This is a genomic window from Nonlabens dokdonensis DSW-6, from assembly GCF_000332115.1.
Taxonomy (GTDB): Bacteria; Bacteroidota; Bacteroidia; order Flavobacteriales; family Flavobacteriaceae; genus Nonlabens; species Nonlabens dokdonensis.
This window is the reverse complement of sequence record NC_020156.1, coordinates 1,048,869-1,071,157: the sequence shown is the minus strand read 5'-3', so window position 1 is coordinate 1,071,157 and position 22,289 is coordinate 1,048,869. Positions and strand designations below refer to the sequence as shown.

Genomic DNA, 22,289 nt, shown 5'->3' with positions numbered 1-22,289 from the left:
TTTTAAAGGAAGTACCTCAGGCCGGAATCGAACCGGCACGCCGTGAAGCATTGGATTTTGAATCCAACGTGTCTACCAATTCCACCACTGAGGCGTTTTGTAATTGGAAATGCAAAAGTAATAAATAAATTTACTTAAAGAATACAAATCGTTTTATATTTAGATCGTGGTCTCTAAAATAATAAGTACCTTTGCAGCCTTAAAATCAGAACCAGAAGGTTTTAAATTATGAGTTACCCTATAGAAGATGCTAAGTTATTTGGTTGCCGTCAAAGTATGACGCTGGCCGCTTCCATTGCTGAAAAATATGGAGCAAGTTTAGGAAAAGTGAATTTCTCTACATTTAGTGATGGAGAATTTCAGCCATCTTTTGAGGAGTCTATAAGAGGTCGTCGTATCTTTATTATAGGTTCTACTCAGCCTAGCAGTGATCATCTGATGGAAATGCTTTTGATGATCGATGCTGCAAAAAGGGCTAGTGCAAGACACATAACTGCCGTTATACCTTATTTTGGTTGGGCACGTCAAGATCGGAAGGATAAGCCTCGTGTTCCTATAGGTGCAAAAATGATTGCTAAAATCTTAGAATCTGCAGGTGCTACTCGTATTATTACGATGGACCTACATGCAGATCAAATTCAAGGATTTTTTGAAAAACCAGTGGACCATCTTTTTGCTAGTGCTTTATTCATTCCTTACTTAAAGAGTTTGAATTTAAGCGATCTTACTATTGCTTCTCCAGATATGGGAGGTTCAAAACGAGCTTATGCCTACGCAAAGACGTTAGAAAGCGACGTAGTGGTTTGTTACAAGCAAAGACAAAAAGCAAATGTAATTTCTCACATGGAACTTATAGGTGATGTGACAGGGAAAAATGTAGTTCTAGTAGACGACATGGTAGATACTGCTGGAACATTAACCAAAGCTGCTGACGTCATGATGGAAAGAGGTGCAAAAAGTGTAAGAGCTATTTGTACTCACGCCATTCTCTCAGGAAAAGCTTATGAGCGCATCAATAACTCACAACTATTAGAATTAATCGTCACTGACTCGATACCGTTGAAACAAGAAAGTCCTAAAATTAAAGTACTTTCATGTGCGTCACTTTTTGCAGAAGTAATGCAAAGTGTACAGAACAACAAGTCGATAAGTGAACACTTTATAATGTAATTTCATTAACTAAATATATATAACATGAAATCAATCACGATCTTAGGATCAAAAAGAGAAAGCGTGGGCAAGAAAGCAACAAAAGCCTTACGTAATGCTGGATTGGTTCCTTGCGTAATTTACGGAGGAGACGAGCCTATACACTTTTCAGCAGAGATTAATGCTTTTACAAAGCTTGTTTATACTCCAGATGCGCACACTGTGGTTGTGGATTTAGGAAAAGATGGTAAGTACAACGCTATCGCTCAAGACATGCAGTGGCACCCAGTAAAAGAACTTCTTTTACATGCTGATTTTTATCAAATTTTTGATGATAAAATGGTAACTATGGAAGTTCCTGTGCAACTTACAGGTTCTTCAAAGGGTGTACTTAATGGTGGGGTATTACGTCGTAACAACCGTAAACTTAAGGTAAAAGCACTTCCTGCAAATTTACCAGACTTCATTACAATTGATATTACTGACATGAAAATTGGTAATAAAAGATATGTACGTGACTTAAGAGTAGACGAGTATGAAATCATGCATCCAGACTCTGTTGTTGTAGTAATGATCAAAACTTCTCGTACTGCTATTGTTGATGAGGAGGAAGAAGAAGAAGTGGAAGCAGGAGATGTTCCTTCCACACAAACTGATGATGAGGCTGCTGTTAAATAAAACAGAAAGCACTTATAATTTTATAAAAGCTGCAAGAAATAAATCTTGCAGCTTTTTTATTTTTACAACATGTTGAATTGGTTTAAAAAAATATTTACTCGTGATGCAAGAATCACAACTGTTTTAAATGAAGAAGACTCCATGAAAAAATTCTTGATTGTAGGCTTGGGAAATCCAGGTGCAAAATATTCTGAAACTAGGCATAACATTGGTTTCAAGATTTTAGATGAAATAGCTACCGAAAAGGAGGCTAGTTTTGAAACGCTTAAACTTGGAGATGTGGCGAGTATCACTCATAAGGGGAAAAGTGTGCTGTTACTTAAGCCTAATACGTTTATGAACTTAAGTGGTAAAGCAATTAAATACTACATGAAGCAGGAAGGTATTTCTATCGATAACATATTGGTAATAACTGACGATTTAAATTTGCCTTTTGGAACACTACGCATGAAGGCCAAAGGCACTGACGGTGGACACAACGGTTTGAAAGACACTCAAATTACATTAAATACGCCTAAATATCCGCGATTGCGTTTTGGTATTTCAGATGAGTTTTCTAAAGGTCGCCAGGTAGATTATGTATTAGGTGAATGGAATAGTGAGGAGCAAAAATCACTTCCAGAACGTCTTGATACTGCGGCAAAAATGGCGTTATCATTTACCCATGCTGGTCTGGCAAATACCATGAATCAGTACAACGGGAAATAGCGTGTTTATTTTGTTAAGGGTTGTTGTAATTCCGCTTTCGCGAAAGCGAGAACTATAACCTCCTCTTTTCCATTAAAAGGTTCTTAAAAATCTAAATTTCTAATCATATTATTTTAATTTGCACCTTAATACAGAAGATCTAGAATTGAATACCTACTATAATATTGAGGAATATAAGGCTACCAAAAAAGCCGTAGTTACAATAGGAACTTTTGATGGAGTGCATCAAGGGCATCAAAAAATATTAGATCGAGTAGTATCAAGAGCAAAGACCGAAGGACTTACAAGCGTTTTGCTAACTTTTTTTCCTCATCCTAGAATGGTGTTACAACCAGATCATGATCTCAAATTAATAAATACCATAGATGAGCGAGTGCAACTCGTTTCTAACCAAGGAATTGAAAATATAGTTATTCATCCTTTTTCTAAAGAATTCTCAAGGACTACAGCCTTTGATTATGTAAAAAATATTCTGGTAGACCAGCTTAATGCAAAAGTTGTTGTGATAGGATATGATCATAGATTTGGTATCAATAGATCTGCTAGTATCATTGAGTTAAAGGAGTTTGCTGTCCAATTTGATTTTGAGGTCATTGAAATTTCTAAAAAGGAAGTAGAAGAAGTAGCAGTAAGCAGCACGAAGATTAGAAAAACGCTACAAAGTGGTGCGATAGAAAAAACCAATACTTACTTAAACAGAGATTACAGTATAACCGGTATAGTTAAATCAGGTAAAAAAATAGGTCGTACCATAGGTTATCCTACCGCAAATTTACACGTAGAGGAAGCCTACAAGCTTATTCCGGCAGCTGGAGTTTATGTGACAAGTTCTGTAATAGATGGGAAGCGCGTTTACGGCATGACTAACATCGGGACTAATCCCACTGTTTCTGATGAGGCGCAACAGACTATAGAAACCTATTACATTGATTTCAATGAAGACTTGTACAACCGTAAAATGGAATTGTTTTTTCATAAACGTTTGAGAAGCGAGGAGAAATTTAAAGATCTTGAAGATTTAGTTGCTGCAATGAAACAAGACGAGCAAAAGACCAGGCATTATGCACAGCAAACTAGATAAATGGCTTTTTACTCAAATAGATAACTCTGCATTAGTTCTTTTTAGAATGTTTTTCGGTTTACTTATAGCCTGCGAAGCTTTTGGCTCTATAGCTTTAGGTGCCGTAAGAAGACTTTTTATCGAACCTGAGTTCACCTTCACCTTCATAGGTTTTGAGTTTCTAGAGCCGCTGCCTGGAAACTGGATGTACGTTTTGTACGTTGTTATGGGGTGCGCGGGACTACTAGTTATGGTAGGTTATAAATACCGAATGGCAATGTTATTTTATGCCATTGCATGGGCTTATGTTTACTTGCTGCAAAAGAGCAGTTACAATAATCATTGCTATCTACTCATGTTGCTCAACTTTTTAATGGTGTTATTGCCTGCAAATAGGTCAGCCTCCATAGATGCTCGTTTAAATCCTAGTTTTAGGAAAGAGCACATGTCTCGATGGATTTATACATTCATTGTTGCTTTTTTAGGAATTATATATGCCTATGCAAGTGTAGCAAAGTTTTATCCAGACTGGCTGGACGGCAGCTTTCCTAAGTATTTAATGAGCACACGTGGTAGAAATTTTGATATTTTACAACAAGATTGGGCACACCAGGCTATTCTTTATTTCGGATTATTCTTTGACCTATTAATAGTCCCGTTTTTATTGTGGAAAAGAACGCGATGGCTGGCTGTCATAGCATCTGTATTCTTTCATATTTTCAATAGTATAGTTTTTCAAATAGGAATTTTCCCTTATTTAGCTTTATCGTTTCTAGTATTCTTCTTCTCTGCTGAAGTTATCCATAAAAGGTTTTTAAGCAAGAAAGCTTTTTATGGAGCTGCTGAAGTTATTGTCCCAAAAACGAGGAACCTTATTATATTTTCAGGAACAGCTTTTTTATTAGTGATGTTGTTGCTGCCTTTAAGACATTGGGTCATTGAGGATGACGTATTATGGACTGAAGAAGGACATAGACTAAGCTGGCGCATGATGCTGCGCAGTAGATCAGGAAAAGGTACTATTTATGTTGTAGAGAAGGATACTGGTAAAAAGACACCGGTGCAGCTTGCAAATTTATTGAGTTTTAAGCAAGAGCGATCAGTTCTTTCAAAGCCAGATTTTGTATGGCAGTTTGCTCAAAAGTTAGAAAAAGTTTACGCTGAGCAAGGCAAGGAGATTGAAGTGTATGCTGATTTGAAAGTATCTATTAATGGACGGCCTTTTTATCAGCTAACGGATCCTAAAGTAGATCTTGCTGCAGAGGAGTGGAGCCATGTCAAACACCATTCTTGGATCATACCTTCTCAATTAGATAAAGAAAAGTAAAGACTAGAAAACTAAGTTGTACTTGCTATCGTTATGTAAACGATAATCGCTAATTTTACCCCTTATATATTTAAATCAGATCACATGCTACAAATAGCAGAAATACGTGAAAACAAAGACGTTTTTGCAAAAGCATTGCAAAAAAGAAACATCGATGCGCTTCCTTTATTAGAGAATGCGATAAAGGTAGATGAACAACGTCGCAGCATTCAAGGGCAACTTGATGAAACTCTAGCTAAGTCTAACAAACTTTCTAAAGAGATAGGAGAGTTGTATAAATCTGGAAAAGCTGCTGAGGCAAATGAACTTAAAAAGCAAACGGCTGATTTAAAAGAGTCTTCAAAACAATTAGGCGATCAATTGAATGAAGCTGTAGCAAAATTACAGACGATTTTATATGAGATACCTAATATTCCGCAGGAAAGTGTACCAGCTGGAAATACTGATGAAGATAATGAGGTAGTTTCTCAACATGGAGAAATACCAGTACTTCATGAAGAAGCAAAACCACACTGGGAACTGGTTAAAGACTATGATATTATTGATTTTGAATTAGGTAATAAAATTACAGGTGCTGGTTTCCCTGTTTATAAAAATAAGGGAGCACGATTACAACGTGCTTTAATTAATTATTTTCTAGACAAAAATACCGAAGCTGGATATGATGAAATGCAAGTACCGCATTTAGTAAATGAAGCGAGTGGTTATGGAACAGGTCAGTTACCAGATAAAGAAGGACAAATGTACCACGTAGGCGTGGATGATTTGTATTTAATCCCAACAGGAGAAGTTCCTATTACAAATATTTATAGAGATACTATTCTAGAAGCAAAGGACTTTCCTATCACCATGACTGGTTATACGCCATGCTTTAGACGCGAGGCTGGTAGTTATGGAAGTGATGTAAGAGGTTTAAATCGATTGCACCAATTTGATAAAGTAGAAATTTTACGCATCGAGCATCCAGATAAAAGTGATGGAGCTCTTGATGCTATGGTGGTGCATGTAAAAGGTATTCTTGAAGAGTTAGAATTACCATATCGTATTTTGAGGCTTTGTGGTGGAGATTTAGGATTTACTTCTACGCTCACCTATGATTTTGAAGTTTATAGTACTGCCCAAGAAAAATGGTTAGAAGTAAGTAGTGTTTCTAACTTTAAGACGTTTCAAGCTAATCGTTTGAAATTGCGTTACCGTGCAGAAAAAGGTACAGAACTTGCCCATACTTTGAATGGAAGTGCTTTAGCTTTACCTCGTATTCTAGCTAGTATTTTAGAAAATTATCAAGTAAATGGTGGTATCAAAATTCCTAAAGTTTTGATTCCGTATTGCGGTTTTGATACGATAGATTAACTTTAAAGATTATGCGCTGTATTCTTACCATTTTAATTTGTTGTTTCTGTTTCTCGAGTTATGCTCAAGATTCAAAACTAGCAGAAAACTATATGGATCAAGGAGAATACAATAAAGCTCTTAGTATTTATAAAAAAATCTATGAGCAAAACCGCGGCAATCCTAGAACCATCTTTAATATCATAGAAGTTTATCAGCAATTAGAACGTTATGAAAGTGCAGATTCTTTAATAGATGTAGCTCAAAGACTATCTCCTCGCAATAAACAGTTTATAATTGAAAAAGGCTATAATGCTACATTAAAAGGTAACGATAGCCTAGCGACTTTATATTACAAAGAAGCCATTCAGGTGATAGATTCTATGCCTAATTTAACCTATCAAATTGCGAGAAGATTTGAAGAACGTAACGAGCTGGATGAGGCGATTGAAGCATTTGAAAAAGGAATGGCCATCAATGATAAGCTCAATTACAACTATCAATTGGCTAGACTATATGGAGAACAAGGCGATCTAGAAAAAATGTTTGATGCAAACATTAAACTCATCGAGCAAAACGCAGCTTATCGCCCTCGTGCACAAGCCTTATTTTCTCAATACGTTACTGATGATGCAGAAAATGAAGGGAACCAACTCTTAAGAAAAGTCCTCTTATTGCGATTGCGTGGTAATCCAGATCCTGTTTATAACCAATTGCTATCATGGCTATTTGTGCAGCAAAAGGATTTTAAAAAAGCATTTATTCAGGAGAAAGCCATTTATAAACGTGAAGAAACTAATATGAATAATATTCAGGATCTTGTAGAAACGGCTATAGATGAAAACGATCTTGAAGCTGCAGACGAGATACTGGATTATATGATTGAAGAAACGCAATCTATTAACGTGAGATATCTAGCGCAGGTATTGAAAATAAGATTAAAGGCAAACGCTGCTGCAGCCATTGAATATGAGTTTATCAATCAAGAATATGAGAAACTTCTTGCCACCTATGGAGCAGAAAAGGAAACCTTTAGATTACAATTAGATTATGCTAGTTTTCTAGCCTTTAAAAATAACAATCCTGCAAAAGCGAGTGATTTACTCACGCAGTTAGAGAAAACTAACTTAAGTAAATTTCAAAAGGCAGACGTGAAAATGTTGCTGGCAGACATACTTGTTTTACAAGAGCAATTTAACCGTGCTCTGATTTTCTATAGTCAGATTCAGAATGATCTTCCTAATGATTTGCGTTCTCAAGAATCGCAATTTAAAGTAGCTCGCACGAGTTATTATCAAGGCGACTTTCCTTGGAGTCTCACGCAATTGAAGGTGCTGCGCAGCGCTGCTAGTAAATTAATTGCAAACGATGCCATGGAGCTTAGTCTGGTTATTGCAGATCACTCTTTAGAAGATACGACCTTTGTTGCTTTGAAAGCTTTCGCGAAAGCGGAATTAAAACATTATCAAAATAAAAGAGCAGAGGCTATTACACTTTATGATAGATTGTTGCTAGATCACAAAGGCGATCCAATCGAAGATGAAGCTTTATTAAAACAAGCTAAATTGTACGAAATAGAAGGCAATTATGAAAAGGCACGAGATAACTATCAAACGATAATCGATAATTATAGCGATGGCATTCTAGCCGATGATGCTTATTATAGATTGGGCTTACTTTACCAAGAACAGCTTGCAGATCCTGAAAAGGCAAAGAGTCTTTTTGAGAAAATAATCTTTTCACATGCAGATAGTATTCACTTTGTAGATGCCCGCAGGCGTTATCGTAGACTGCGAGGAGATGAAAATATTAAGGCATTTTAAAGCCTCATTAAAAGAAATCAATGATTATATATAACGTAACTTGTAATATGCATGCATCTGTAGAACCAGAGTGGATTCCATGGATCAGAGAGCATATAGCAAAAGTATTAGGAACAGGTCTTTTTATGGACGCTAGATTTACTAGAGTTCTTGTCGAGGATGAAGATGGGCACAGCACATTTTCTATTCAGTACAAAGCAAACAGTAAAGAGGCGCTACTTAAATACTATGAAAATCACGCTCCAGTGCTAAGAAAAGAAAGTGTAGAAAAATTTGGTGAGCGAGTGCTGTCTTTTAGAACAGAATTAGAACTCATTGACGAGTATAATGTAAGACGTAATTAATCGCCGTCTTGGTAACAAAGAATTGAGATTTTAAATTAAGCGATAACTTTTACAGAAAAGTAGTTACGCATCAAATGTCACTACGAACAGATAACTAAAACCCATTGGCTAAATACAAACCAAAATATAAATCACAAGACAAAGGTGTTACTGCAAAGAAACATCTAGGGCAACATTTCTTAAAAGATGATACTGTCGCCATACGTATTGCAGACTGTTTAAGTTATAAAGGCTATGATCAAGTACTTGAGATAGGTCCCGGAACTGGAGTTCTTACTAAACATGTCATTAGGAAAGATATTAAGGTAACGGCTTTAGAATTAGACAGCGAGTCTGTGATTTACTTAAAGCACAGTTTCCCAATAGAACATGCTAAAATTGTAAACGAGAACACTTTTCAAGTCATAGAAGCAGATTTCTTAAAAAAAGATTTGAAAGAGATTTATGGTGATGGCTCTTTTGCGATAATAGGTAACTTTCCTTATAACATAAGCACACAAATCGTTTTTAAGACCATTGAAAATAGAGATCAAATACCAGAATTTGGTGGTATGTTTCAAAAGGAAGTAGCAAAACGTATTTGTGCGCCACACGGTTCAAAAACTTATGGAATATTATCTGTTCTAGCACAAGCTTATTACCATGCCGACTATTTATTTACAGTCGGACCTGATGTATTTAATCCGCCGCCTAAGGTGGATAGTGGTGTCTTGCTTTTAACTCGCAAAGCAGATTATGATGCGTTACCATGTTCGTATTCAAAATTGCGCCAAGTGGTAAAACTAGCTTTTCAACAAAGACGTAAAACACTTAGAAACTCGTTGAAAACGATGAATCTACCGGACCAGATGAGGGAAAAAGAGATTTTTAATTTACGTCCCGAGCAAATAAGCGTTGAGATGTTTGTGGGATTAGTACAAGAGATAGAACAAATAGACTAATTGCATATTTAAAACCGATATATCAATATAAGCAACTACAATACTTGGAGTTGTTTTGTGGTATTGGTTTTGTTTAACTTTGTTTATTAATTAAAATAAAAATATCATGGCACTAGAAATAACAGATGCAAATTTTGAAGAAACAGTATTAAAAAGTGATAAGCCAGTATTGGTAGACTTTTGGGCAGCATGGTGTGGACCTTGTCGTATGGTAGGGCCTATCATCGATGAAGTTTCTACGGAGTATGCTGACAGAGCAGTAGTAGGAAAGATGGATGTAGATGCAAATCAAGAGTTTGCTGCAAAATACGGAGTACGTAACATTCCAACAGTATTAGTTTTTCAAAATGGAGAAGTAGTAGGTCGTCAGGTAGGAGTAGCTCCTAAAAACGCTTACACTGAAGCTTTAGATGCTTTAATGTAGTATCAATATATACTTATTATAAAAGCCTATTTCTTAACTAAGAAGTAGGCTTTTTTGTTTCTTGTAATCGCGTTCCTTGAAAACCTAAAGGTTTGATATGAAGCGATAAAAGATTTACTGAAACCTTGTTTGATTCCTTAACTTTTTAAAACTTTAACCTGAAGCAGGTATTTTTTAAGAAAGTACTAGCAATGCTATATGTAGTAAAAATGTACATTGAAAACAAAAATGAATAAATCAATCGTATTAAAAAGCCGTCCAGAAGGAACTCCTACTTTAGAAAATTTTGAATTTAAAGAAATTGAAAAGCCAGAACCTCAAGATGGTGAAGTGTTATTAAAGACTAAGTTTGTCTCTGTAGATCCTTATTTAAGAGGACGTATGAGAGATGAGAAATCCTATATAGAACCATTTGAGTTAGATCAACCTCTAGCCTCTGCAGTGGTAGCAGAAGTTGTGGAAAGTAAACATGAAAAATTTCAAAAAGGAGATTTTCTTACAGGAATGTTAGAATGGAAAATGTTTCAAACTTCAAATGCAAAAAATCTTAGAAAGGTAAACGGAGACCAAGTGAGTTTGAGTGCTTATTTAGGTGTCTTAGGAATGACTGGACTTACCGCTTATTTTGGTATGACTGATATAGGTGTGCCAGAAAAAGGAGAAACTCTTTTAGTATCAGGAGCTGCTGGTGCAGTAGGGTCTATTGCTGGACAAATTGGTAAAATCAAAGGTTTAAAAGTAGTAGGAATTGCAGGTAGCGATGAAAAAATAAAATTGATCCAAGAGAAATTTAATTTTGATGAAGGAATCAATTATGGTAAAACCGATGATATGACCGCAGCTATTAAAGAGCTTGCTCCAGACGGGATTGATGTGTATTTTGATAACGTAGGAAGCTACACACTAGATGCAGCTATGAATAACATCAACCGTCATGGTAGAGTTATTAATTGTGGCGCGATTTCATTATATAATGAGACAGAACAACCTAAAGGACCACGATTAGAAACTACGCTCGTTAAAAAAAGTGTGAAAATGCAAGGCTTTATAGTTAGAAATTATGAGGATCAATTCAACGAAGGGATTCAGCAATTATCAAAGTGGTTAGCTTCTGGAGAATTAAAACATGAAGAAACAATTGTAGAGGGTTTTGATCAAATTCCAAATGCTTTTATCGACCTATTTGATGGGAAAAACATTGGTAAAATGGTAGTTAAGGTAGATTAAATTAATTTTTTTAATGGTCTAGATTGATGTTCCGCTTTCGCGAAAGCGGAACATTTATATTTTAAAATAGAACAAATAAGCAGGAGTAACTGCTCAAAATATCGTGCTATAATTTTATTATCTTCACCTCATGGATGTACAAAAAGAACTCAATAAAACTTCTGGATTTAAAAACTTACAGCTTCTTGCAAGTCAAGTTGTAGAAGGATATATAAGCGGGATGCATAAATCTCCTTTTCATGGTTTTAGTGCAGAGTTTGCTGAGCATAAAAATTATAATGCTGGAGAAAGTACACGACACATTGATTGGAAATTGTACGCCAAAACAGATAAGTTGTACACAAAGCGTTATGATGAAGAGACCAACCTGCGATGTCATTTAATCATAGATAACAGTCCGTCTATGCATTACCCTATAACTAAAAAGCAAGAAATAGGTTCGCTTAATAAGATAGGTTTTACAGCTCTAGCAGCAGCAAGTGTTATGAACTTGTTAAAGAAGCAACGAGATGCGGTAGGTTTAAGTGTTTACTCTAACAATTACGACTATTATGCTCCTGAAAAGGGTAGTGAACGCCATCATAACATGCTTCTAGACCAATTGAATAAAATATCTAGTGAACAGCCAGTTGGTCAGACTACAGATACGTACAAATACTTGCATGAAATTGCCGAAAATATTAAAAGGCGTTCCCTTATAATATTATTTACAGACATGTTTCAAAGCGATAGACATGAAGACGAACTTTTTGAAGCCTTAAGACATCTAAAATACAACAAGCATGATGTAGTGCTATTTCATACGTACGACAGTGCCACTGAAGTCAATTTTAATTTCTCTAATAAACCTACTCGATATACAGATGTAGAGACTGGTGAATTCATCAATCTTTACGCAGATAATGTACGTAAAGATTACCAGCAAGCGGTGAAGGAATACTTTGAAAAACTACGAGTACGTTGCGGTCAAAACAGAATCAAATACATGCCAGTTGATATTCAACAGAGTTTTGATGTCGTGATGACCACATTTCTACTGGAACGTCAACTTTTCAAATAAAAAAGCTCGAACTAAATGATTTAGTCGAGCCTATTTAAGGTACAGTGAAGGGTTAGTTATCGTCTGTTTTTATTTTTTCTACAGAACCAAATTCGTCATATTTGATTTTAGTTTCTGATCCATCTTCATTTTCAATTTTCACTTTGTCTTCTTTGACTTTTACTTGGTCACCGTTTTCAATCATTTCACTAGCAGTTTCTTCGGCTGTTTTTTCTTCTCTACAGCTTGTAAAGGCGATGGATAATATCGCTAGAACTAATAAGGTTTTTAAATAGATATTCATTAGGAAGTTTTTTACTGAATTAAAGGTAAAGCTATACTTTGAATAATAGGTAAAGAAAAAGCCTATCCGAAGATAGGCTTTTAGTAACCGTTTGAATTATGAAAAGAGTAATGGTTACTACAAAGAAACTATCAAATCATTAGGGTTCATCGACGTTCTTCTTTGATGTTACAATTATAGCTCTATCAAGGTTCAACGATATAAATTGTACAGTGCTTTTTAATTTTGTTAGATCAAATACCTAAATTATAGATATCTAACTTTTAATTAATTTTTCAATTTGTACTTTACTTCCAGTCCAAAGCTGTACGAAATAAATTCCTTGTTTAAGATCAGTTATTTCATAGTTGTTTTGAGCTTGATGAAAACTTTTTACTAGCTGGCCAGAAACATTATAAATTTGAATTTTTTCTACTTCTTGAGTTACCCTAAACGATTCAGTTGCAGGATTAGGAAACAACCTTACGGCTTGATTCTGTAAACTTATATCTTCATTGCTTAAAGGATTGTTGAGCTGTTGTGTCGTGAACACTTTATACTCTCCAGGCTGTAGGTTTATAGGTGCGGTAGTATTAGTAACGTTAATCACGTTATTATTACTAAAATAGTCGTACCAAGTTCCTGTTTGTGAGAAATTAGGATTTACATTTTGTGCAGTAACATTAAAGTTTGCTACGATTACAGCATCAAATTGAGGTCCATCTAGGTTGATTCTCTTCACTAGACCACTAACATCAAGGTTGTTGTTAGTGTTATTAAAGGTATCTGGATACAATGTTTTAAAATTGATCATTGTAGCTGTTACGTTATAAAGATCCATACGGTCTGCATCAGTGTCATAACCTAATGTCCACGGAATAGGTTTACGACCTGTACGACCATTTTGGTCGATGTCTATTTCATAACCTAATTCACCAAATTGCCAAAGCATTTTAGGTCCTGGAATACTATATAAAATTGCTGCGATTGCTTCTTGTCTATCAAGAGCTACTGCAAGATCTCTAACATTATGTGTAGCGTTTGAACTGTTACCAAAAAGGAGGTTTTTATACATTAATCGTTGCTCGTCATGACTTTCTGCATAAGAAACAAGATGTTGATCATTAAATCCTCTAGAAGTGAAATAAGATCTGAAAACGTTAGTGTTGCTGTTGAACCCCATAGAATTCTGGTTGAATTCATCAGTAACCTTACCCCATAACATAAAACCGTCATTGGCAAGAGCTGCTTCTTCAGGTTGATCTCCTAAATGCTCAAGAATCATGTAAATATCGTTGCTTGTTGCATTCCAAAGAGTGTTTTTATAATCGTTAAGAATATTTACACGAGACTGATCATAAGCATTCCACGCCCCTATATTTCCTATAGTTACGTTTTGAGTAAATCCTTTTGATAAGTCAAATCTAAAACCGTCTACTCGATATTCATCTACCCAGTATTCTAAGGTTTGTTTCACATAATCCTTGGTCCACTGGCTTTCATGATTGAAATCATATCCTACATTAAAATCATGAGTAGGAGTTGGGTTTAGATAAGGATTGTTTGGTGCAGGTCTAAAGTTTGCTTGATCCCACCACATTTGACATAAAGGACTTTGACTAAAGGCGTGGTTGTACACAACGTCAATGATTACGGCAATACCTTTAGAGTGGCATAAGTCTACTAATTCTTTAAACTTTTCTGGTGGACCGTATGCTTTATCTATTGCTCCGTGAAACTTAGGATTGTAACCCCAGCTATCGGTTCCTTCAAATTCATTTATCGGCATGAACTGTAAAGCATTAATACCAAGTGTTTCTAAGTAGTCTATACGGTCAATAATTTGCTGGAAACTATCTTCTTCTGAAAAGTCACGTGCTAGTATTTCATAGATCACAAGATTTTCTTGATCAGGTCTTTGAAAGTTATTTGTAGTCCAGTTATAAGGAGTAGCTTGATATCTATGTAAAGAAACATCTCCCGTAGTTTGCCCGTCAGGATATACTGGAAGATTAGGGTAATTACCTGGTTTAATAAACTGGTCGCTACCTGGGTCTAAAATTAATTCTGAATATGGATCTGCTACTTTGATGTCAAAATCTACAAGATATTGGTATTGAAAAATCTGATCAGCAGTAAATTCTGATGCAGGAACTGTTACCCAGAAGTAATCACCATCTTTGTTCATTTGGTAATTAGGATCTAGATTCCAGTTAGAAAAATCACCTATAAGCATTACATCGTTTTTCAAAGGAGCAGCAAGTAGAAAAGTAACACTTCCATCTGCATTTTCATTTACTCCATTTTTCAATCCGGCTGGGCGAGGTGCGTTTTGAGTAGCACTAGGTACAAATACGTTTACAGAATTAGTTGAGGTATCAGCCCCATTATCTGCAAATATGGTAAATGTGTAAGCTCCAGAAGCAGGAAATGTATACTGTGCATTAATGCTCATTGCGGTTGCAGTAGCTATGCTGGTTCCATTTGCACTTAGATCTAATGAGGTATTTTGTGATGAGTCTCCAGCAACTGTTATGGTTTGATTGACAGTAAAAATGTCGCCATTTTGAGGAGATGTTATTGCTGTGTTCAATCCAGGAGGAAAAACATCTAAGAATATATCTGGATTAGTTTGTACCGTGGCACTAGAGTTTCTTATAACTAAGCATATCTCAGAAACAACGTCACCTGGTGCAACACTATAGAATTGCTCAATAGAGGTTGGTAAAGTAAGTTGATAATTATTTCCACCAGCGTTTACAAACTGTGGTGCTCCATTATTATCATTAAAAGTAGGTACAATAATATTTTGCCATCTCTGACCATTTATCGTGACACCAGTATAAGCGTAGAAAGTACCAGTTTCATTTTCTAAAGCTGTTCCAGTAGCGTCAAATAATATGGTAACTTGATCTGTTTGAGTTGCTGTGGAGGGCTGTAATGTTACTTGCGCTTTCGCGAAAGCGAAACATAACAATACTACAATACATAAAGTAATCTTTTTCATAATTTCAGTTTTAAGCAAAAAAAAGGCCGTTGCCAGCCTTTTTCTTGAATTGAATTAATCTCTAAATTGAAGTAGCAGTGAAAGAGTAAGCTCTTGGCGTACTCAAATCTAGTTCTACTTTATACATTCCTGGCGCTTGATCAAAAGTAAGGTCACCACCATTAAATCCTAATAAATCTGGATTATCTGAACTCTGTCCAAAGTTGTTTGTAGGTGTTCCCCAATCATCATTTGCTCTGAATTTGAATTGGTCTTGAGATAACATTAAAGTAACTTCCCATTTTTGAGTAGTTGCGTTATAAGTCATGTCTGTATCTGGGTCATTCCAGTCATTAGGTGTAGCAGTACCGATCATTGCCCAGCTTGTAGGTGTAGCAGTCCAAGTTGCATCACTAAAGTCACCATCTCCATCAGGATCCGTATTTACAGTGATGTAATAGAAACCAGCTCCAGGTACGGAAAGGTCTCCACCTGATAAACTTAACTCTCCTGGTGTACCAGAATCTCCGAATGCTTCATCCCAATCTTGTTCTAAAGTAATTTTAAACATAGGAGATGCAACATCCATATTTACAAACCCCTCATATTCAGTACTACCAAATTCTACTGCTTCTAGATAAGGAGTAGCAGCATCTCCAGGAGCCCAGTCAGCACCATAACCGCTTGCGGCAGCATAGTTTCCAGGAACCCATAATCTTGGGCTTTCAGTTGTGTAAGGAGTAACGTTAAGTACAATTACTTCTGTAAACTCACTTTCAACAGCTGGGTCTGCCAGACTTGCCTTTACTCGCATAGCTATAGAACCTGCTTGAAAAGGAGTTAGACCTAATGAGCCAGCAAGATTGTTTAAATCTTCTACAGTTAAGGCTGTAGAGAGCTCACTTGTAGAGGTGACAACAGCAGCATTTTCAAAGTCAGCTGGATTTGCAGACGCTTGTACTTCATAAGTTACGGCAACTGGGGTTGTAAGCTCTAGTGGACTCCAGGTTAACCTTTCTGCTAGATTATCTTTTGTTTCGAAAGATAAAAGGTAGCTAGCATTAGGTACTGAAGTAAGGGCAAAACCTTCTTTTACTTGAGTAGTGAACAATTCTTCTGTATCGTCATCACAAGAAATAACACTTGCAATGGCTAAGAAGGATAACATTAATATTGAAAACTTTTTCATTTTGTGATATGTATTAAATTAGTAACCAGTGTTTTGTGGTTGTAGATTAGGATTTTGATTTAGTTCTTGTGCAGGGATAGGTAACAGGTTTCTAAACGGTGCTGTAACCGTACCACTAGGTACGTTTCCTTTCCATGCCCAAACTTTGTTTGAGCTAAATTGATTGAAACGTATCAAGTCTTGACGTCTATGAGATTCCCAATGTAACTCTCTAGCTCTTTCATCGATAATAAATTGTAAGTCAATCTGTCCAGCAGATATGTTTCCTGACGTGTCGCCATAAGCTCTTTCTCGTATTAGGTTGATATAACTCTCTGCAGTATTAAGGTCACCGCCAGAGCCACCTCTTACAACTGCTTCAGCATACATCAAGTAAGCGTCAGACAATCTGTAAACAGGAAAATCAATATCTACAAAGTCTCCAACCGAATCACTTCCAGGTGTTCCATCAACGTTAATATTTTTAAATTTCTGAATTGCAAATCCATCAGTAAATTGTCCAACATCTGGAATCTCTTTAGTTTGTCCGTCCGTATAAAACGTCTCTCTCATGTCAGCAGAATTTTCTTCGTTTGGAAATAATTCAACAAATTCTGGTGTAGTTCTAATACCACCCCAACCACCGTTGATTCCAAACTCAGTAGGGTCCATACTACCACCTACTGGTGCATGAGTTAAATAAGTTGTTCCACCAAAGGTTTGAGTGTTTAAACCGTCAAAGTTAATTGTCCAGATAAATTCACTTTCAGCTCCGTTACGATTGTTGTCTGCATAGAAGCTGTAAGCGTAAGGAACACTTGGTACAGTATAGCCAGCAGTAATAACTTTATTGAGTTGTGTGATCGCCTCTGTATTCCTTGCAGTACCTGTATAAACTTCAGAGTTTAAATAAATTTTAGCAAGAGTCATCCATACAGCTGCTTTATCTGCACGTCCATATTCATTCATTCTTGCATCTACCATATCATCTTCGATAGCTAGCAATTCGGATTCAATATACTCGAACAATTCTGCGCGATTTTTAACTTCTGGCAACACTGCTGGGTCATAACCTGCTTCTCTGAAAGGCATTTTTCCAAAAAGATCCATACCATGATAGTAAGAGTAAGCTCTTAAGAATCTAGCTTCCGCGCGATATTCTGCAACACTAGCTCTTATGTCATTAGGAATATTATATTCGTCTAGCTTAGCGTCTGTACTTAGCTCTAGGAACTCATTACATACAGCTATTTGATAGTTTATTCTAGAAAACATAGCGTTGATAAATTCGTTACCGTCAGTCCAAACGTGTCCATGTAAATCTTTAATTGTACCATCATTCCATGCTATAATGGCTTCATCAGTAGTAAGCTCTTGCATGTTCCAGTATAATCTGTGGTAGTTAGAGAATCCGCCGTCGATTCCAGAAATATCTGCATCACCATCACCACCAGCTTGTCCGCCTACGGCTAGACCAGCATAAGCTTTTGCGATAATACCGCGGTAAGTAGCAGGGTCTTGAAATAGCTCTGCTTCTGTCACTCGGTTATCACTCGGCTCTACCGTAAGTGCTTCATCACACGCGGTAAAAGCAAGCATTCCAAGAAACAAAAAGATAATTGTTTTGTACATTTTCATTTTATTGCTTTTTTAAAAATTAAATCCTAATCCAAATATAACCCCTCTAGTGCGAGGAAAAAGATTGTTATCTATTCCACCGAATACTTCTGGATCTACACCTTCATAATCAGTAATTGTAAATAAGTTAGTTCCAGTAACAGAGGCTCTTATGTCTACTTTGTCGCCTGGAAAGTTATAACCTAACGATAGGTTATCTAGTTTTATAAAGTCAGCTTTTTGAACGTAGTAGTCAGAGAAAAAACGTTGTTGAGAAAAATTAGTATTCTGAATATCGACAGGCGCATTTAAATATAACGGATTCTGAGTATTCGTTGGAAAAGTACTACCAAAGTTTGCTGCGTTAGAAGCAATGTTATTGTAGTTGTATCCTCCAGCAGCACCTCTAAATGTAAAGCTCATATCAAAGTTTTTATAATTAAAATTTGAAGTGAAACCAAAATAAACATCATGATTAGCTTTCTTATATCTAACTCGATCTGCATCATTTAAAATGTTATCTCCATTAGTATCTACGTAAACACCGTCTAAAGGGTTTCCATCTTGATCATAAACTTGACGGAAAACATGAAAAGAAGTAGGGTCTGCACCTACTGCCCATTCTTGTATATTATTACCTACACCTCCAGAAATCCCTCCTACTTGGACAGGTGCATTTTCAGCACCAGCAAGATCTGTAATTTCTATTTCTTGAACAGTTGCATTTCCAGAAACAGTCCAGTTTATATTCTCAGATTGAATTATTTTTGCTGCAATGGTTGTTTCGATACCTCTACTCAAAGTAGAACCTGCATTTTGCAGACTACCATTTTCTAAACCACCTGCTGGAAGAGGACCAAACAATAGTAGATCGCTAGTTTCTCTGTAAAAGGCATCTACACTACCTGTTATACGATCGCCAAAGAAACCTAAATCGATACCAGCGTTCCATTGGTCTGTTGTTTCCCATTTAAGGTCTATTGCCCCTTCAGGACGTATAGTTGTTACAAATTCATTACCAAATTGAACAGCTGCTTGTGGCTGTCCTGGAGTAAAAACTGATAAAAATGCAAATGATGCATCGATATCTTGTTGACCTGTCTGACCAAAACCTCCACGCAGCTTTAATTGAGATAAGAAACCACTGTTTTGTACAAAGTCTGTATTGGTAAGTTTGATGGCACCACTCGCTCCGTAGAAGTTGGCCCATCTGTTATTTTCAGAAAATCTAGAACTACCGTTACGCGAAGCTGAAGCGGATAAAACATATAAATCATTAATATCAAAGGACGCTCTCGCAAACGCGGTAACTAAAGCAGATTCATCAATATTAATAGGACTTTCTTGCAATTCATTGTTAGCTGAAAACCTGCCAGTATCTTGTCTTAAGAATTCTTGATAACTTCCACCTAAAGTAAGAGTCATATCAGTTTTAAACGTCTCAAGAGTTTTCTTATAATCAAATTTTCCATCTAACAATTGGTTTCTTCTAAAACCTTCATTAAAACTTCTGTTGTTTCCACGAAAACCAGCTCCAGAATCACGGTCTCTAATAGAATAACCATCATATTCATTGTAATCAAATCCAGCATTACCTGTAAATTTCAAACCAGGAACTTGACGAATATTATATGCAGCGTTCATATTTAACCTTGCTTGAACATTATCTTGTTGAGCATCTAAGCTATTCAATAACCCTAAAGGATTGCGAGGAGCATTAGGCTCTGGTCCAGTATTGTTTGTGTATTCAAAGAAACCACCGAATTCTCCGGTATTATTGAAAATTGATTGCGTAGGATCAAACACGACAGCAGATCCTATTGCTCCCTCATCAGCAAATCTCCTTTCTTCTTGCGCCAGTTGAGAGGTAAACGTCAATCTTAAATCTCCCTTTAAAAAATTCTGACGTATGTTAAGTCCTAAATTAGCCCTTTCATAACCAGACTTTTGAAGGATACCATTTTCATTGTTATAACCTAAAGAAGCTCTTATAGAGGTTGTTTCATATCCTTTTTCTAAAACTAGACTATGTATAGACCTTGTACCATTTTGGTAAATTTCATTTTGCCAGTCTGTATTTGCAGTTCCCAATATGGAAGTATCTCTGCCTTGGTCGGCAACTAATTGTCTAAATTCATCACCAGTTAAAACTTCTGTGTAATTATCTACTTGTTCAACTGCAAATTGAACATTGTAACTTACTTTAAGGTCGCTGTTTAATTTAGCTTTTTTAGTAGTTATAAGCACTACACCATTAGAGGCTCTGTTACCGTAAATAGCAGTAGCACTCGCATCTTTCAAAATTGTAAAAGATTCAATATCTGCTGGGTTGATAGAGTTTAAGTTGGCATTACGTTGATCTAATGGCACTCCATCAACTACATATAGTGCATCTGAATTACCACTTAGGGTCGATCCAGGACGAACTCTTATTACTGGCCCATCACCAGGACGTCCAGAGGCAGCTGTAACTTGAACACCGGCTGCTTTACCAGCTAATAGCTGTCCAGGAGAAGTGATAGCACCTTTGTTAAACTCTTCATCACTTACTGTTGTTTGTGCAGCGGTTACGTTTTCTTTTTTGATACTACCATAACCTATAAGAACTATAGTTTCTAGTTCAGAAGCATCTTCCTCTAAGGTTATATTAATAGTCGATTGACCAGTATAAGGGATTTCTTGTGTTACATATCCAACAAAAGAAAACACAATAACCGCATCTTCTGGGACATTATTTAATGTATAATTCCCATCAAAATCTGTTGAAGTACCGTTAGATGTTCCTTTAACCGCTACAGTAGCTCCTAAAGCTGGAAGACCGTTTGATTCTAGGACCGTACCAGTAATTACACTTTGCGCAAATGCGAAAAAGGGCAATAAAAATAACAGTAAAACTGCTTTGAATTTTTGATTCATTTCTTTGATTTAATTATTAGTTAGTGTTGTCTTCTTCTCACACGCCGTAAAATTATGTAAACTAAATGTTAAGAAAAGATTTTCTCAATGATATTCTACGAAAACGTTTTCGGCTTTTCGTAGCTTAAATTTGTAGTATCTTCACTTTCGCGAAAGCGAGATAATCATCCATCTAATTAATCTAAGTTATAATGGCTCAAAAGATCACGTTAAAGAAGATAGCTCAAGATTTAAATGTATCTATATCAACTGTTTCTAAGGCTTTGCGGGACTCTCATGAAATAAGTGAAGAAAGGAGAGAGAAAATTAAGAAATATGCCAAAGAGTTTAACTACAAGCCTAATAGTATTGCGTTAAGTCTTAAAAATCAGAAGACAAAAAAAATAGGGATTATAATTCCAGAAATTGTGCATCATTTCTTTGCAACCGTTATATCTGGGGTGGAACGAGTAGCAAATGAAAAAGGCTATCAGGTGATTATTACTTTGTCAGGTGAGAGTTTTGATAAGGAAGTCGTGAACATGGAAATGCTTGCAAACGGTAGTATTGATGGTTTTATAATGAGTCTTTCTAAGGAAACTATGGAGAAGCAAGATTTTCACCACCTTAGAGAGGTGACTAATCAAGGGATGCCTATCGTTATGTTTGATCGTGTCTCAAACGATATACCTTGCGATAAAATTATTATAGATGATGTCGCCGCTGGACATGAAGCTACAGAGTTTTTATTAAGGAAGGGGAAAAATAAATTAGGGATAATAAGTACTGTAGATTATGTGAATGTAGGAAGATTGCGTTCTCAAGGTTTCAGTCAGGCGCTACAACAACGTGGCTTTGAAGTTCATGATCACCAATTTTTGAAAATTGAAGACATAGATAGATGTGAACAAAAAATAGAACAATTTATCGCTGATAATGATTTTGATGCGCTGGTAGCGGTAAATGAATTGTTTGCTGTGACTGCAAGCAAAGCTATTCAAAAGTTAGGTAAGAAAATACCGGAAGATGTTGCTATTGTTGCTTTTACCGACGGAATCCTTTCTAAATATGCCAGCCCTACTTTAACAACAATAGGGCAAAAGGGTGAAGAAATGGGAGGAATTGCTGCCGCAAAACTTATTGAGAAGCTGGAATCTAGTGACCACGATAATGAAAGCTACGAAACCGTTATCGTAAAAACATCTTTAGTAGAAAGGGAATCTACTCCATAAATTTTAATTTTACAGTTCTGTATAAAGTTATATCTTTATCCAGATTTCAAAACTTA

18 protein-coding genes and 1 tRNA gene are annotated in these 22,289 nt (G+C 36.2%); 13 read left to right on the top strand and 6 right to left on the bottom strand.

The window, feature by feature from the left end; translation table 11 throughout:
• Positions 1-12: 12 nt before the first annotated feature.
• A tRNA-Leu gene (locus DDD_RS04730) sits at positions 13-94 on the bottom strand.
• Positions 95-228: 134 nt separating this feature from the next.
• Between DDD_RS04730 and DDD_RS04725 the strand changes: the two genes are divergently transcribed.
• From DDD_RS04725 to DDD_RS04670, 12 genes are all read left to right on the top strand, one after another.
• Positions 229-1,170, top strand: coding sequence for a ribose-phosphate pyrophosphokinase (locus tag DDD_RS04725; RefSeq protein WP_015361625.1), 942 nt, complete (start codon positions 229-231; stop codon positions 1,168-1,170).
• Positions 1,171-1,194: 24 nt separating this feature from the next.
• The gene (locus DDD_RS04720) at positions 1,195-1,827 is read left to right on the top strand and encodes a 50S ribosomal protein L25/general stress protein Ctc (protein WP_015361624.1); all 633 of its coding nucleotides are present in this window, start codon (positions 1,195-1,197) and stop codon (positions 1,825-1,827) included.
• A gap of 69 nt (positions 1,828-1,896) precedes the next feature.
• The gene (gene pth / locus DDD_RS04715; protein ID WP_041566934.1) at positions 1,897-2,535 is read left to right on the top strand and encodes an aminoacyl-tRNA hydrolase; all 639 of its coding nucleotides are present in this window, start codon (positions 1,897-1,899) and stop codon (positions 2,533-2,535) included.
• A gap of 118 nt (positions 2,536-2,653) precedes the next feature.
• Positions 2,654-3,616, top strand: a complete 963-nt coding sequence (locus tag DDD_RS04710) for a bifunctional riboflavin kinase/FAD synthetase (protein WP_015361622.1) — start codon at positions 2,654-2,656, stop codon at positions 3,614-3,616.
• Positions 3,597-4,922: an HTTM domain-containing protein gene (locus tag DDD_RS04705; protein ID WP_015361621.1), complete on the top strand. Its 1,326-nt coding sequence runs from the start codon at positions 3,597-3,599 to the stop codon at positions 4,920-4,922. The genes DDD_RS04710 and DDD_RS04705 overlap by 20 nt, the downstream gene beginning before the upstream one ends.
• 84 nt (positions 4,923-5,006) lie before the next feature.
• Positions 5,007-6,275, top strand: a complete 1,269-nt coding sequence (gene serS, locus DDD_RS04700; protein ID WP_015361620.1) for a serine--tRNA ligase — start codon at positions 5,007-5,009, stop codon at positions 6,273-6,275.
• Between the two features lie 11 nt (positions 6,276-6,286).
• Positions 6,287-8,077: a tetratricopeptide repeat protein gene (locus tag DDD_RS04695; RefSeq protein WP_041566933.1), complete on the top strand. Its 1,791-nt coding sequence runs from the start codon at positions 6,287-6,289 to the stop codon at positions 8,075-8,077.
• A gap of 20 nt (positions 8,078-8,097) precedes the next feature.
• Positions 8,098-8,421 (top strand): DUF4286 family protein, encoded by a 324-nt coding sequence (locus tag DDD_RS04690; RefSeq protein WP_041566932.1) that lies wholly within the window; start codon positions 8,098-8,100, stop codon positions 8,419-8,421.
• A 104-nt stretch (positions 8,422-8,525) separates the two neighbouring features.
• Positions 8,526-9,362, top strand: coding sequence for a 16S rRNA (adenine(1518)-N(6)/adenine(1519)-N(6))-dimethyltransferase RsmA (gene rsmA / locus DDD_RS04685; protein ID WP_015361617.1), 837 nt, complete (start codon positions 8,526-8,528; stop codon positions 9,360-9,362).
• Between the two features lie 106 nt (positions 9,363-9,468).
• Positions 9,469-9,786 (top strand): thioredoxin, encoded by a 318-nt coding sequence (gene trxA, locus DDD_RS04680; RefSeq protein WP_015361616.1) that lies wholly within the window; start codon positions 9,469-9,471, stop codon positions 9,784-9,786.
• Between the two features lie 228 nt (positions 9,787-10,014).
• On the top strand, positions 10,015-11,013 hold the full coding sequence (locus DDD_RS04675; protein WP_015361615.1) for an NADP-dependent oxidoreductase: 999 nt from the start codon (positions 10,015-10,017) through the stop codon (positions 11,011-11,013).
• Positions 11,014-11,143: 130 nt separating this feature from the next.
• Complete coding sequence (locus DDD_RS04670; RefSeq protein WP_015361614.1) at positions 11,144-12,073, top strand: DUF58 domain-containing protein; 930 nt, start codon at positions 11,144-11,146, stop codon at positions 12,071-12,073.
• 52 nt (positions 12,074-12,125) lie between these two features.
• Here DDD_RS04670 and DDD_RS04665 read toward each other — a convergent pair whose 3' ends face one another.
• The 5 genes from DDD_RS04665 to DDD_RS04645 all read right to left on the bottom strand — a co-directional run bounded on the left by DDD_RS04665 (position 12,126) and on the right by DDD_RS04645 (position 21,022).
• On the bottom strand, positions 12,126-12,356 hold the full coding sequence (locus tag DDD_RS04665) for a hypothetical protein (protein WP_015361613.1): 231 nt from the start codon (positions 12,354-12,356) through the stop codon (positions 12,126-12,128).
• Positions 12,357-12,612: 256 nt separating this feature from the next.
• Entirely contained in the window at positions 12,613-15,342 is a 2,730-nt protein-coding gene (locus DDD_RS04660; protein ID WP_015361612.1) for an alpha-amylase family glycosyl hydrolase, read from the bottom strand.
• Between the two features lie 61 nt (positions 15,343-15,403).
• On the bottom strand, positions 15,404-16,510 hold the full coding sequence (locus tag DDD_RS04655) for a SusE domain-containing protein (RefSeq protein WP_083892374.1): 1,107 nt from the start codon (positions 16,508-16,510) through the stop codon (positions 15,404-15,406).
• 18 nt (positions 16,511-16,528) lie between these two features.
• Positions 16,529-18,127, bottom strand: coding sequence for a RagB/SusD family nutrient uptake outer membrane protein (locus DDD_RS04650; RefSeq protein ID WP_015361610.1), 1,599 nt, complete (start codon positions 18,125-18,127; stop codon positions 16,529-16,531).
• Positions 18,128-18,139: 12 nt separating this feature from the next.
• Entirely contained in the window at positions 18,140-21,022 is a 2,883-nt protein-coding gene (locus DDD_RS04645; RefSeq protein ID WP_015361609.1) for a SusC/RagA family TonB-linked outer membrane protein, read from the bottom strand.
• 191 nt (positions 21,023-21,213) lie between these two features.
• Here DDD_RS04645 and DDD_RS04640 point away from each other — a divergent pair, with 191 nt between their 5' ends.
• Entirely contained in the window at positions 21,214-22,233 is a 1,020-nt protein-coding gene (locus tag DDD_RS04640) for a LacI family DNA-binding transcriptional regulator (protein WP_015361608.1), read from the top strand.
• The last annotated feature ends 56 nt before the right edge of the window (positions 22,234-22,289 follow it).